The organism is Paraburkholderia sp. SG-MS1, from assembly GCF_012275575.1.
Lineage (GTDB): Bacteria > Pseudomonadota > Gammaproteobacteria > Burkholderiales > Burkholderiaceae > Paraburkholderia.
The window spans coordinates 1-12,955 of record NZ_NPIH01000141.1 but is presented as its reverse complement, the minus strand read 5'-3'; the positions used below and the strand labels follow the sequence as shown (position 1 = coordinate 12,955).

Annotated in this window: 11 protein-coding genes and 1 pseudogene; 6 read left to right on the top strand and 6 right to left on the bottom strand. The window is 63.6% G+C overall.

Annotated elements, in window-relative coordinates; all coding sequences use genetic code 11:
• Positions 1-297: 297 nt before the first annotated feature.
• Together CIC12_RS11235 and CIC12_RS11230 are read right to left on the bottom strand one after the other, a co-directional pair.
• On the bottom strand, positions 298-495 hold the full coding sequence (locus CIC12_RS11235) for a hypothetical protein (protein ID WP_168664193.1): 198 nt from the start codon (positions 493-495) through the stop codon (positions 298-300).
• 305 nt (positions 496-800) lie between these two features.
• Positions 801-1,580 (bottom strand): DeoR/GlpR family DNA-binding transcription regulator, encoded by a 780-nt coding sequence (locus tag CIC12_RS11230; protein WP_168664192.1) that lies wholly within the window; start codon positions 1,578-1,580, stop codon positions 801-803.
• 329 nt (positions 1,581-1,909) lie between these two features.
• On the opposite strand from CIC12_RS11230, the gene CIC12_RS11225 reads away from it, so the two are divergent.
• The 4 genes from CIC12_RS11225 to CIC12_RS11210 all read left to right on the top strand — a co-directional run bounded on the left by CIC12_RS11225 (position 1,910) and on the right by CIC12_RS11210 (position 7,065).
• Positions 1,910-3,547, top strand: a complete 1,638-nt coding sequence (locus CIC12_RS11225) for a gamma-glutamyltransferase family protein (protein WP_168664191.1) — start codon at positions 1,910-1,912, stop codon at positions 3,545-3,547.
• A gap of 293 nt (positions 3,548-3,840) precedes the next feature.
• On the top strand, positions 3,841-5,205 hold the full coding sequence (locus CIC12_RS11220; protein WP_168664190.1) for an MFS transporter: 1,365 nt from the start codon (positions 3,841-3,843) through the stop codon (positions 5,203-5,205).
• A 370-nt stretch (positions 5,206-5,575) separates the two neighbouring features.
• The gene (locus CIC12_RS11215; RefSeq protein ID WP_168664189.1) at positions 5,576-6,403 is read left to right on the top strand and encodes a ferritin-like domain-containing protein; all 828 of its coding nucleotides are present in this window, start codon (positions 5,576-5,578) and stop codon (positions 6,401-6,403) included.
• Positions 6,404-6,540: 137 nt separating this feature from the next.
• Complete coding sequence (locus CIC12_RS11210) at positions 6,541-7,065, top strand: hypothetical protein (protein WP_168664188.1); 525 nt, start codon at positions 6,541-6,543, stop codon at positions 7,063-7,065.
• A 42-nt stretch (positions 7,066-7,107) separates the two neighbouring features.
• Here CIC12_RS11210 and CIC12_RS11205 read toward each other — a convergent pair whose 3' ends face one another.
• From CIC12_RS11205 to CIC12_RS11190, 4 genes are all read right to left on the bottom strand, one after another.
• The gene (locus tag CIC12_RS11205) at positions 7,108-8,652 is read right to left on the bottom strand and encodes a DEAD/DEAH box helicase (RefSeq protein ID WP_168664187.1); all 1,545 of its coding nucleotides are present in this window, start codon (positions 8,650-8,652) and stop codon (positions 7,108-7,110) included.
• Positions 8,653-8,863: 211 nt separating this feature from the next.
• Positions 8,864-9,484 carry a PAQR family membrane homeostasis protein TrhA gene (gene trhA / locus CIC12_RS11200; RefSeq protein ID WP_168664186.1) on the bottom strand — a complete coding sequence of 207 codons (621 nt, stop codon included), beginning with the start codon at positions 9,482-9,484 and terminating at the stop codon, positions 8,864-8,866.
• Between the two features lie 118 nt (positions 9,485-9,602).
• Entirely contained in the window at positions 9,603-10,901 is a 1,299-nt protein-coding gene (locus CIC12_RS11195) for a c-type cytochrome (RefSeq protein ID WP_168664185.1), read from the bottom strand.
• 21 nt (positions 10,902-10,922) lie between these two features.
• The gene (locus CIC12_RS11190; protein WP_168664184.1) at positions 10,923-11,654 is read right to left on the bottom strand and encodes a c-type cytochrome; all 732 of its coding nucleotides are present in this window, start codon (positions 11,652-11,654) and stop codon (positions 10,923-10,925) included.
• Positions 11,655-12,023: 369 nt separating this feature from the next.
• On the opposite strand from CIC12_RS11190, the gene copC reads away from it, so the two are divergent.
• Together copC and CIC12_RS11180 are read left to right on the top strand one after the other, a co-directional pair.
• Positions 12,024-12,401, top strand: coding sequence for a copper homeostasis periplasmic binding protein CopC (gene copC, locus CIC12_RS11185; protein WP_168664183.1), 378 nt, complete (start codon positions 12,024-12,026; stop codon positions 12,399-12,401).
• Positions 12,398-12,955: pseudogene (locus CIC12_RS11180) on the top strand (copper resistance protein CopD); the annotation flags it as partial. The gene copC and the pseudogene CIC12_RS11180, both read left to right, overlap by 4 nt.

Genomic DNA, 12,955 nt, shown 5'->3' with positions numbered 1-12,955 from the left:
GCGTTGCGTTGTGTCGCGTCGCTGGGCGGAATGGCCGAAGGCCGTCCGGGGAAAGCGAGGTTGGACAGGCGCGAGGGCCGAAGGTCCGTCGCGTCAATTCACTGTGTCAATCAGTCGGGCACGACGACGCGACAAAGCGGCCGCTTGACCGGCAGCCCGCCTCGGCTTCGTTAGGGCATAGAAAATACGAGGCAATCGACACGGAGCGGGGGGCCGTACGAACTGTGTACGACGCACCCCGGCGTCATTGCAAGACCGCGCGTCGACTGCAAAAAACAGCGACAAGCTTTCGCGACATCAGGAAAAACGCTTGATAGCCCGCAGCGCGTTATCGCCGGTTTCCGTCACACGCCATTGTTCGTTGCCCGACGCGAGTCGTTCGAGTTGTACCAACTGGCGTTCCAGCAGCGCGTCGAGTTCTTCTCGGCCCATGTCGACCTGATTGGGGGCGTCCTTGACGAGCAACAACGTGGCGAATTCATGCGGACTCAGCATCGTTCTCTCCATGTCAAGCAAACGCGGACGGCCTTGCCGGCGACTGGCGAGATGCCAGTGAAGTCCGCTAGAGGATCAGGCGGGAAGTACGGCTCACACGACACAATCACGCAACCGGCGCTACGCAGAACGCGGAACGCACAGCGGGAACTGGAGTGTAGTCAACCGCACGTTAAACGCCAAATGTGCCCCAGCAAATATTCCCTTTGACAATCGCGGGGCCCGGCGGCGGTTAGGAATCGCGGCCCGATCCTTGATTTCACTCGAAGTTTTGCGTGCGCTGCAGCATGACGCGGAACGCGTAGTTACTCCGCGACGTACACCTGGCAGTTGGCGGCGGTGAGGGCTTCAACCAGAGGGGTGGGTGGCGCGGCATCGGTGAAGAGTGCGTCGATCTGGTCGAGATGGCCTTGGCGGACCAGCGCCGGGCGGCCGAATTTCGAGCTGTCGGCCGCAAGGAATACGGTGCGCGCGTGCTGGATGATTGCCTCGGCCACGCGCACTTCGCGGGTGTCGAAATCGCGCAGTGTGCCGTCCGTTTCGATGCTCGACGTGCCGATGATCGCGAAGTCCACCTTGAACTGACGGATGAAATCGATCGCCAGTTCGCCGACGATGCCCTTGTCCCACGGCCGCACGATGCCGCCTGTCACCAGCACCTCGCAATCCGGATAGCCGCTCATCATGCTCGCGACGTTCAGATTGTTCGTGATCACGCGCAACCCGCGATGCCGGTTGAGTGCGCGGGCGACTTCCTCGGTCGTGGTACCGAGGTTGATGAAGAGCGACGCCTGATCGGGAATGTGAGTGGCTACTAGCGCTGCGATGCGCCGCTTTTCGTCATGGAACATCCGCTGGCGTGCAGTGTACGAGACGTTCTCGGAACTGGTCGGCAGACTGGCGCCGCCGTGATAGCGGCGCAGCAGGTTCATGTCGGCAAGCCAGTTGACGTCGCGGCGGATCGTTTGCGGCGTCACGTCGAAGTGTGCCGCGAGGTCGTCCACGGTTACGAAGCCGTCGCGTTGCACCCACTCCAGCAATTCCTGTTGCCGGGCATTGAGAGTGAGGCGGGGGTCTCGGGTCATGTGTCTCGGGTCGTGGGATTTTTATCGGGCACTGCCCGCCGCCGGCGCGATGTGCCAAGCCGGAAACCGGGTTATGCGTGAATGCGATACGACTATTGTAAGACCATCGGTCCCCTTGTCCGTCAACTCGTGCGACACGCATAAGCCGCACACCGGCAATCGTCTGATCCATTCAGGCGCCAGGTGCATTTATTCATTTGATAAATGAATTTGTTTTTTGGGCCGGTTCGCGCTGCAATCCACGGTTTCGCGTTTTACCCCTGTTTTTACGATTCCTTCGTATCCGGCGGTTTTCCTCGCGCCGGATCGCGCTTTCGAGAGTGTTCGACATGACTGGCTTCAACTGGCAAAACCCCTATCCGACGCCGCGTCTGCCTGTATTCGCGCGCAACCTCGTTTCGACTTCGCATCCGCTCGCCGCACAAGCCGGCCTGCGCATGCTGTGGAAAGGCGGCAATGCCGTCGATGCGGCGATCGCGGCGGCCGCCGCCATCACGGTGGTCGAGCCGGTGTCGTGCGGCCTTGGCGGCGACGCGTTCGCTCTGGTGTGGGACGGCAAGAAGCTGCATGGCCTGAACGCGTCGGGCGTGTCGCCGGCGGCGTGGAACGTCGATTATTTCAAGCGCAAATACGGCGAGGAAAATGGTCTCGCGAAGCAGCCCAAGCGCGGCTGGGATGCGGTGACGGTGCCTGGCGTAATCGCGGGCTGGGAAGCGCTCCATCAGAAATTTGGCACGCTGCCGTTCGCCGACCTGATGGAGCCGGCCATCGAAATCGCCGAGCGCGGTCATGCGGTAGCGAGCATCGTCGCCTACAAGTGGGCGGCGGCCGTGCCGGAACTGAAGGACCTGCCGGGCTTCGCGCAAACCTTCATGCCGCGCGGCCGCGCGCCTGAAGTGAGCGAGCTGGTGCGCTTCCCCGGCCACGCGAAGACGCTGCGCAAGCTCGCTGAGCTAGGCCCGCGCGCGTACTACGAAGGCGAGATCGCCGAGCGGATCGCGGCGTTCGCGCGCGAAGGCGGCGCGGCGCTCACGCTCGACGACCTGCGCAATTATCGCGCGGACTGGGTTGAGCCGATCGGCAAGGATTATCGCGGCTACACCGTGCATGAGATTCCGCCGAACGGTCAGGGCATCGCGGCGCTGATCGCGTTGGGCATCCTCGAAAAATTCGACGTGAAGTCGCTGGCGGTCGACAACGTCGAGTCGCAGCACTTGCAGATCGAAGCGATGAAGCTGGCGTTCGCCGATGTCTACCGCTACGTCGCCGATCCGCGTTCGATGGAAGTCACGCCCGAGCAGATGCTCGACGACGCGTACCTCACGTCGCGCGCGAAGCTGATCGATCACAAGCGCGCGAAGCAGTTCGACTTCGGCATGCCGAAGGCGGGCGGCACGATCTACATGTCGGTGGCGGACGAGCGCGGCATGATGGTCAGCTTCATTCAATCGAATTACATGGGCTTCGGCTCGGGCATCGTGGTGCCGGATAGCGGCATCGCGATGCAGAACCGCGGCTGCGGCTTCTCGATGGACCCGAAGTCGCCGAACGTCGTGGAAGGCGGCAAGCGCCCGTTCCACACGATCATCCCGTCGTTCCTCACGCAGCAGGTGAACGGCCAGCAGGAAGCGGTGATGAGCTTCGGCGTGATGGGCGGCGACATGCAGCCGCAAGGCCATCTGCAATCCGTCGTGCGGATGCTCGACTACGGTCAGCAACCGCAGGCCGCGTGCGATGCGCCGCGCTGGAAGGTCAACCGCGACTTCACGATCGACATCGAATCCACGCTCGACCCGAAGACCGCCGAGGCGTTGCAGAAGCTGGGCCACACGATCAAGTCGGTCGACGATCCGTACATGGACTTCGGTTCGGGCCAGTACATCTGGAAGCTCGACCGCAACGATCCGGAGCGCGGCTACGTGGCGGCGAGCGACAGCCGTCGCGACGGGTTGGCCGCCGGGTTCTGATCCAGTCACGCGTGATGCGCGGCGAGCCGGGGATGCCGCATCGGGCAACGCCCCGGCGGCGCGTCGGCGAGTTCGGCGAGGCCGCGGGCGGCTCACACTGCGTGTCGCCGCATGGCTTCCATCGCATTCGCGGCGGTCGGCATGTGAGCCACCCGACGCGCTGCCACGCATGAACGCCGCCATCGAACGACATCAGCCGCCTCGCGCGTCACGCCCATCGATCAAGTTTCGGATACACCCCGCACGCCAGGCATACGGCGTCAAAGCAGGCATTGAACAAGGCAGGAGACATCATGCACACCCACGCGTCGCCATCCACGACAGCTTCCCCTCACGCGTCGTCCGCACCGCTTTCCAAAGCGATGGTGCGGCGGATCGTGTTTTCGTCATCGGTCGGCAATGCGCTCGAATGGTTCGACTTTCTGGTCTACGGCTATTTCGCGACCATCATTGCCAAAGAGTTTTTTCCGATGCAGGACGAGTGGCTCTCGACACTGCTCGCCATCGCCACGTTCGGCATCTCGTTCCTGATGCGTCCGCTGGGCGCGGTCGTGCTGGGCATCTACGGCGACCGCAAGGGCCGCAAGGCGGCGCTCACGCTCGCCATCGCATTGATGATGGTCGGCACCTTCACGATGGCCGTGATGCCGCCGTATGCGTCGATCGGCATCGCGGCGCCGTTGCTGATACTGCTCGCGCGGCTCGTGCAAGGCTTCGCGGTGGGCGGCGAGTTCGGCAGCGCGACGGCCTTCATGGTTGAGCACAGTGCGTCGCGCCGAGGTTATTACGCGAGCTGGCAGTTCGCGAGTCAGGGCCTCGCGGCGATCACCGCCGCGACCTTCGGCTCGCTGCTGACCGCATGGATGTCGCCCGAGCATCTCAGTAGCTGGGGCTGGCGGCTGCCATTCGTGTTCGGTTTGCTGGTCGGGCCAGTCGGCTTCTACATCCGCTCGCATCTCGACGAAACGCCGGAGTTTATCGAGTTGCGCAAGGCACGCGAAGCGGCCGGCGAGCGCAAAGACGCGAGCGAAGCGAAGGGCGTATCGTTCGCCAACCAGTGGGTCAACCTGGTGCTCGCGATCGGCATCGTGGCGCAGTCGACGGTTGGAGTTTACGTGCTGCAACTCTACATGCCGATGTACGCGGTCAAGCAGTTGCACATGTCGGCGGCCGCGTCATTCGGTGTGGTGGTGCTCAACGGCGGACTGCAGTTCATCTTTTCGCCGGTGATGGGCGCATTGTCCGACCGCATCGGCCGGATTCGCATCATGCTGACTACGTCGATCCTGATGGGCGTCATGATCTACCCGATGTTCGCGTGGCTGCAGTCTCATCCGACGATCGGCTGGCTGATGGCGCTGCAAGCCATCGCGGGCATCTTCAAGGCCGCGTACTCCGGACCGATGCCCGCGCTGATGTCCGAGATCTTTCCGACGCACGTGCGCTCGACGGGTCTCTCGATCGGCTATAGCATCGGCGTGACGATCTTCGGCGGCTTTGCGCCAACGATCGTCGAGACCTTCATTCATCTCACCGGCGACAAGCTCGCGCCCAGTTATTACGTGCTGCTTGCGGCGGTGCTGTCGGGCGTGTCGTTGATCATCGTAGCGCACCGCATGCGCCGCGTGCGCCCGCTCCAAAGCGTGCAGCCGGCCTGAGCATCGCCCCTCGCGGCGAGGGCGGGCGGGGCCGCGCTCGCCCGCTGGCTCCAGCGTCTGTGCGGTGACTTGCGAGGCTCACAGGCTTCATGCCCTGCCCTGAAGCCAGCTCTTTCGAGCCGTTTTTTTTCATCTGGCGCCTGATTTTTTCTTCGACCGAGCGTTCCGCCTATCTCCGAATTGGAACTGAGCCCGTCCGGCATGGTCTGTGCTGGGTTGTCTGCAGAGTTGGTTAACACCGGCTAAGATGCAGACACAAGGGGTTAACTCTAATTCAAGCGCTGTGTCCGACATAGCGAACCGTCACGGCGAATGCGAGGCGGTTTCGCGCAGGCAGCACGAGTCGGGGCAGCATTCGGAGCAAGACGCGATGCATACCGAGCTGAACCATGTCATGCCCTGGCGGATCGAGGATATCGACCTCGCCCGCATTGATCGTCAGAAGGCCGTCGCTAACGAAGACCTGCTGCTGCTCCTGTGCGCGGCTTCGTTCATTGAAAGCGGCACCGATCTCTACACGAGCAATCTAAGTACTTTTTTCAACGGCGATCCCGAGGTCTCGGCCTGGCTCAACAACGAGTGGGAGCCGGAAGAGATGCAGCATGGCCGCGCACTCAAAACGTATGTCGCCTATGTGTGGCCCGAATTCGACTGGGACACCGCCTTCCGCAATTTCATGGACGAATATTCGCTGACCTGTTCGGTCGAAGACTTCGAGAAGACGCGCGCGCTCGAAATGGTCGCGCGCTGCGTGGTGGAGACCGGCACGGCGACGTTGTACCGCGCGATCGGCGAATGTTCGGATGAACCGGTGCTCAAGCAGATCACCGACAACATCCGCACCGACGAAGTCCGTCACTACAAGCACTTTTTCAAGTTCTTCAAGAAGTACAACCGGATCGAAGGCAACGGACGGCTCGCGGTACTCGGCGCGCTGATGCGCCGCGTGATGGAGATCAAGAACGAAGACTCGGAAATCGCGCTGCGTCATGTGTTCGCGATTCGCTATCCGGAGCGCGTGCACGATTCCGCGTATAACCGCGAGCGCGCGGCGCGTATCAATACGCTGGTGCGGCGCAACCTGTCCGCCGACATGTGCGTCAAGATGCTACTCAAGCCGCTCGATCTGCCGGCGAAGATCCAGCCGGGCGTGCACTATCCGCTCGCGAAGATCACACAGCATGTGTTCTTTCGCTGAGTCGCTGGCGAGCAGCGTGTCTTAGGCTTATTCAAGCGCAATTACGCAACGACATGCAGAAGAATGGCCCGCAAACGCGGGCCATTGCGTTTTCGAGGCATGATTGAGGCTTCCCCACCTTCAACCGGATCGACAGCATGAGCGATTCCTCCGCACCTGCACGTCCGCTCGAACAGAACGTGTTCGACGAATGGCCTGATACCGTACGCGCGCTGTTCGACGGTTCGTCGCTGGCGCGCAAGACAGGGTTCACCGCGTCGCTGCTGAGCGTCGATACCAACGGCCACGTGCGCACGTCCTTGCTAGGCGTCGGCGAACTGTACGCGCCCGATTCGCGCACGCTGTGCATCGCGTTGTGGCCGCAGGCGAGGGCAGCGCGCGCGGTCGCGCAAAGCGGACGCGCCGCGCTGAGTTTCGTCTGCGACGCAGCTTTCTATCAGGTGCAGTTGCTTTTCACACCGCTGGCCGGTGTCGCCGGAGACGACAGCGGGTTGGTCTATCTGATCGGTTCGATCGATACGGCCGAAGCGCAGAGCGTGCGTTATGCGCGCCTGACGAGCGGCATCACGTTCGAACTGGAAGGACAGGGCAGTGTGGTGCTCGACCGTTGGGAACGGCAGGTCGAGCATCTGAAGCAAGCGGCCGCCGCGGCCGGCCGTTAGTCCTCGACGAGCGAGGACCAAGCGGCAGGCCGGGAGCCTTGCTTAACGACCGCGCTGGCCGCTGCGTGACGGCTGGCCGCCGCGCGGTGCGTCGTTGCGCGGCTTCGCGCCGCCCAGCAACGCACCCGGATTGCTGCCTTGCGGCTTATTGGCGTGCGGCTTGCGCGGCGCATGTTGCGCAGCGCTGCCTTCATGCGCGGCGGCGCGCGGACGGTCGTCATGGCGCTGACCATCGCGACGCTGCTGGCCGCCGTTGCCCGCCGGCTTCGCGCCCTGCGGTTTCGGCTGTTGCTGACCGTTCGCCGGACGCTGGCCCGAACGCTGAGCAGGCTTCGCCGCCGCGTTGCCCTCACGCTTCGGCGCGCCTTGACCTTGACGCGGCGAACGACCACCGCCGCCGCCACCCTGGCCACGGCGCAGGATGGGTTCCGGCTTCGCGGTCGGGTCTGGTTCGAAACCGGCGATGACTTCCTGCGGCACCGGACGCTTGATCAGCTTCTCGATGTCCTTCAGCAGTTGCAATTCATCGACGCACACCAGCGACACCGCTTCGCCCGTCGCGCCCGCGCGACCCGTGCGGCCGATGCGGTGCACGTAATCTTCCGGCACGTTCGGCAGATCGAAGTTGACCACGTGGGGCAATTGATCGATATCGATGCCGCGCGCGGCGATGTCGGTCGCGACCAGCACCTGCAGCGTGCCGTCCTTGAACTCGGCGAGCGCGCGGGTACGGGCCGACTGACTCTTGTTGCCGTGAATCGCGAGCGCGCTGATGCCGTCCTTGGTCAGTTGTTCGGCGAGGCGGTTCGCGCCGTGCTTCGTGCGCGTGAACACCAGCACCTGAAACCAGTTGTGCTGCTTGATCAGATGCGTGAGCAGTTCGCGCTTCTTGTCGCGGTCAACCGGGTGAATCTTTTGAGCGACTGTTTCCGCCGTCGTATTGCGGCGAGCCACTTCGATCAGCGCCGGCGAGTCGAGCAGGTTGTCGGCGAGGGTCTTGATCTCGTCGGAGAACGTGGCCGAGAACAGCAGGTTCTGACGCTTTGGCGGCAACTTGGCGAGCACACGCTTGATGTCGTGGATGAAGCCCATGTCGAGCATGCGGTCGGCTTCGTCGAGCACGAGAATCTCGAGATGCGACAGATCGATGGTCTTCTGCTGCATGTGATCGAGCAGACGGCCCGGCGTCGCGACGACGATGTCCACGCCGCTACGCAACGCGCCGATCTGCGGATTGATGCCGACGCCGCCGAACATCACGGTCGACTTCAGCTTCAGATACTTGCCGTAAGCACGCACGCTTTCTTCGACCTGCGCGGCCAGCTCACGCGTCGGCGTGAGGATCAGTGCGCGCACCGCGCGCTTGCCCGAGGCCGTGGCCACGGCGGGCATCGAGTTGAGACGCTGCAGGATGGGCAGCGTGAAACCGGCGGTCTTGCCGGTGCCGGTCTGCGCGCCGGCCAGCAGGTCGCCGCCGTTGAGCACGGCAGGGATCGCTTGCGTCTGGATGGGAGTCGGAGTGGTATAGCCGAGTTCGTGTACAGCGCGGACTAACGGTTCGGACAAGCCGAGGGAATCAAAAGACATAAATGCTCTTTGCAATGCAGTTTCGCGAACGGCACAAATGGGCTCGAGCAGGCATGAAAGCAGCATGAACACGCCAGCGTGGCGCGTTCATGCCCAAGCCCAGTTCCGGTCGCAGAGAAATCGGCGGCACGTTCAAACACGTGCCGAATGCTTCAACGCGCTATGCAGACACGTTGACTGGCCTTAAGTTGCATTTCGTCGCCGTGGGGCGTCACGCGACATAGCGCGCAACGCTGACGAATTGACACAGACTGCCCGCCAGTACGAACAGGTGCCAGATACCATGTCCATGCCGGATGCGCTCGTCGTTGATGAAGAAGTAGATGCCGGCGCTGTAGATGACCCCGCCGGCCACGAGCCAGGCGGTACCCGCTGCGGGTAAAGCTTGCAGCAGCGGGTGGACGGCAACGAGCGCGAGCCATCCCATCAAAACATACAGCACCATCGACACGCTGCGGGTGCGTCGCCCGAGCGTCAGTTCCTGCACGATGCCGAGAGCGGCAAGCCCCCAACTCACGCCGAACAACGACCAGCCCCACGGCCCGCGCAAGGTGACAAGCGTGAACGGAGTGTAGCTGCCGGCGATCAGCAGGTAGATCGCCGAATGGTCGCATTTCTGCAGGACCGCTTTGACGCGCGGGTTACGCGCGCTGTGGTAAAGCGTCGAGATAGCATACAGCACGAACAGCATTGCTCCATATACCGCGAAGCTGACCACCTTGTACGTGTCGCCTTCGAGCGCGCCCATCGTGACGAGCGTGACCAGCCCCACCACCGACAGCACGGCGCCGACGAGATGGGTCATGCTGTTCAAACGCTCACCGACATGCACGGCTCTTTCCTCCTGCGCGGTTTCACCAGGGTAAATACCCACATGATACCGGTCCTGCAAAAACGAAGGGCGCGGCCGCGAATTACGCAGGCCGCGCCCCGGGTGCAACGAAGGCTGCTTAGTCGAGCGGCGCCGAACGCAGATCGGACACTTGCTGCGGCGACACCGGCGTGCCGTGGTTGCCCCACGACATACGGATATACGTCACGACCGCGGCGACTTCCGTGTTCGACAGCGACTGTGCGAACGGCGGCATGCCATACGGATGCGGGTTGGCTTCGGTGCTGGGCGGATAACCACCGTTGAGCACCATGCGGATCGGGTTGACCGCCGACGGCATCTGGATCGACTGATTGTTCGCGAGCGGCGGGAACGACGGCGGCATGCCGAGGCCGTTTTCCGCGTGGCACTTCGCGCAGTTGTCAGCGTAGATCTTCGCGCCTTGCTTCAACAGTTCGCCGCCGAACTTTTCCGACGTTTCGAGCTGCAGCGGTTCAGGCGCCTCGCTCTTTTGCGGAATCGTCTTCAGGTACGTGGCCATTGCGTTGATGTCTTCGTCCGACATGTACTGCAGGCTGTTGTGAACCACTTCAGCCATCGGACCGAACACGGCGCCGCGATTCGACACGCCGGTCTTCAGCAGATCGGCAATGTCCTTCAGGTCCCAGTCGCCGAGGCCGGCTTCACGGTTCGACGTCAGCGACGGCGCGTACCAGTTCTGCAGCGGGATCAGGCCGCCCGCGAAGGCTGCCGAATTGACCGGGCCGCCCATCGCGTTGATCGAGGTGTGGCACATGCCGCAATGGCCGAGGCCTTCGATCAGGTAGGCGCCACGGTTCCATTCGACCGACTTGGTGGGATCCGGCTTGAACTCGCCTTCACGGAAGAACAGCGTGCGCCAGCCGATCAGCATGTTGCGCTGGTTGAACGGGAATTTGAGTTCGTGCGGACGGCTCGGCACGTTGACCGGCGGGACCGAGCGCAGGAAAGCGTAGATCGCGTCCGAGTCGGCGCGCGTGACCTTCGTGTAGCTCGTGAACGGGAAGCCCGGATACAGCAGGCTGCCGTCTTTCGAGCGGCCGGTGTGCATCGCGCGATAGAAGTCGTCCTGGGTCCACTTGCCGATGCCGTACTGGTCGTCCGGTGTGATGTTCGGCGTGAACATCGTGCCGAACGGCGTGGCCATCGGCAGGCCGCCGGCGAACTGCTTGCCGCCGCGCACCGTGTGGCAGGCGATACAGTCGCCGGCGCGGGCGAGGTACTCGCCCTTCTTGATCAGTTCGGCCTGATCGGCGGGCGTCGCCGCCATCGCCGAGCCGTTATGCAGGTTGTCGCCGCCCGACCACAGGACGGGAACGAGTGCGGCAGCCGCGACCACGACGACTGCCGAGAGGGCGAACAAGGACTTGCGTTTCATTTGAGTGTCTCTCCCGGTGCCTTATTGCGGTTCGCTGCCGCAGGCAAGCGGAGTCTTCAACGAGCGGGCCGGAGCCGGCACGGGGTTTTGTGGGGCCTGCTGCGTGGAAAGCCATGCCGCAACGGCGTTCACGTCTTCGTCGCTCAGGCGCGTGGCGATGGTGTGCATGCAATCAGGCGCGATGGCGTGACGCGTACCCGAGCGCCATGCGCCCAGTTGCGCGCTGATGTAGTCGGCGTGCAGGCCGACCAGTCCGGGGATGGCCGGCTCCATGCCCGTCAAGGCCTTGCCGTGGCAGGCCGCGCAAGCCGGGATCTGCTTGCCCGCGTCGCCATTCAGCACGAGCTGCTGGCCGCGCGCGAGCGTGGCCGACGACACCGTCGGCTTGGCCGGCGGCGGATACGGCGGGCGCTGCTGCGAAAAGAACGTCGCGATCTGATGAAGGTAGTCGTCCGAAAGATACGTGACGAGGTAATTCATGGGCGGGTACTTGCGACGCCCTTCGCGGAAGTTCTGCAACTGGTTGAAGAGATAGTCGGCCGGCTTGCCCGCGAGGCGTGGGAAGTAGTCGTTGTCGGTACCTTGCCCATGCGAGCCATGGCACGCCGTGCAACCCTGCACGCGCGCTTCCATTGTGTCGGGGGCCTTCGGTTGAGTCTGCGCTTTCGCAGCGCTATAGACACCCGCGGAGCCGATCAGGAGAAGGGCGACCAACGGGCGGAAAAGGCGTCTAGAAGACACGCGTAACTCCATCAAAATCGGGGACCTGACCGAACTTCGAGCGGCTCGGTGTGAAGGGCAGCCGGCGCTGCGGCGACGCAGCATTCTATCATTGAAGGGTGATGGTGACTATTTGTCACGTTAGAGAAGGTTCCTGGTGTAACGCCGATGCGACAGTTTGGCGCGCAATACTGCTTCGTGTGGCGTTTTCGTCATCTCAACCTGGCTGTTCCGTCCCACCTCGTTGACGCGGGGCGCGCCGTGCCATTCAACAAAACGGGTTGAACCGATGCCGGAGCGATCCATCGAAGCGTACACTTCCGGGCTCGCCGGCCGCTGTCCGAGCCAGATGCGCCCGGCTCGACACTCACCGTTTTCCTGTTCATCAGCTATCGGCCTTACATGAAGCTATTCCATTTTTCCCGTCCGGCGCTGCGTGCGTGGATGGTCGGCGCCGCGGCGCTGGTTGTGACGGCTGCCGCATCCGCGCATGCGCATCTCGCGTCCAGCGAGCCGGCGGCCAACGCCGACGCCGTCGCGCCCACCGCGGTGACGATCCATTTCACCGAGCCCCTCGAGCCGGCGTTCAGCAGGATCACACTGGCCGATGCGAGCGGCAAGGCCGCCACGCAGGCCGCCTCGGAAGTCGACAAGCAGGACGCCAGGGTGATGCGCCTGCCGCTGCCGCCGTTGAGCACGGGCCGCTATGCGGTGCACTGGATCGCGGTCGCCACCGATGGCCACCGTACCCAAGGCGACTTCGCGTTCAACGTTAAATGAGCGTCGACGGTTTGTGGATCGGGCAGGTCGCCATGGCCGCGCTCATGAACGTCGCGTTTGCGTTTGCGGTCGGTTCGGCGTTGCTCGGCGCGTGGCTCGCGAACGACGCCAAGCAAAAAATTTCCCCCGCGCGCCCGGCCTGGATGCGCGCGCAACGATCGCTGCTGACCGCGACGGTCGTGCTGGTGCTCGCGGACCTGGGCTGGCTGCTGTATCAGGCGGCGTCAATGGGCGGCGTCGCCTTGCCGGCCGCGTTCGGCGTCGTGCCGACCGTGCTGACGCAAACGCATGTCGGCTACGGCTGGAGCGTCGCGTTTGCCGGCGCGCTCGTCTTGCTCGGCACAGCGGTGACCAGTCACACGGGCATGCTGCGCAATGCGCTGCTGTGGCTCGCGGTGATCGCGGTCGCGGCGGGCAAGGCGTCGCTCGGGCATGCGGCCGATGCCGGCGTGGCGTCCGCGGCGATCGGCATGCAAACGCTGCACGTGCTCGTCACGAGCGTGTGGGGCGGGCTGGCGATGGCGGCGGGGCTGGCGGTTCTGCCGGCGCTCGGC

Excerpts from the sequence above, each read along its gene's own strand:
- CIC12_RS11230 (WP_168664192.1), bottom strand. The coding sequence starts at position 1,580 with ATGACCCGAGACCCCCGCCTCACTCTCAATGCCCGGCAACAGGAATTG.
- CIC12_RS11210 (WP_168664188.1), top strand. The coding sequence starts at position 6,541 with ATGAGCGATTCCTCCGCACCTGCACGTCCGCTCGAACAGAACGTGTTC.
- CIC12_RS11190 (WP_168664184.1), bottom strand. The coding sequence starts at position 11,654 with ATGGAGTTACGCGTGTCTTCTAGACGCCTTTTCCGCCCGTTGGTCGCC.
- CIC12_RS11225 (WP_168664191.1), top strand. The coding sequence starts at position 1,910 with ATGACTGGCTTCAACTGGCAAAACCCCTATCCGACGCCGCGTCTGCCT.
- CIC12_RS11235 (WP_168664193.1), bottom strand. The coding sequence starts at position 495 with ATGCTGAGTCCGCATGAATTCGCCACGTTGTTGCTCGTCAAGGACGCC.
- CIC12_RS11215 (WP_168664189.1), top strand. The coding sequence starts at position 5,576 with ATGCATACCGAGCTGAACCATGTCATGCCCTGGCGGATCGAGGATATC.
- CIC12_RS11205 (WP_168664187.1), bottom strand. The coding sequence starts at position 8,652 with ATGTCTTTTGATTCCCTCGGCTTGTCCGAACCGTTAGTCCGCGCTGTA.
- CIC12_RS11195 (WP_168664185.1), bottom strand. The coding sequence starts at position 10,901 with ATGAAACGCAAGTCCTTGTTCGCCCTCTCGGCAGTCGTCGTGGTCGCG.
- copC (WP_168664183.1), top strand. The coding sequence starts at position 12,024 with ATGAAGCTATTCCATTTTTCCCGTCCGGCGCTGCGTGCGTGGATGGTC.
- CIC12_RS11220 (WP_168664190.1), top strand. The coding sequence starts at position 3,841 with ATGCACACCCACGCGTCGCCATCCACGACAGCTTCCCCTCACGCGTCG.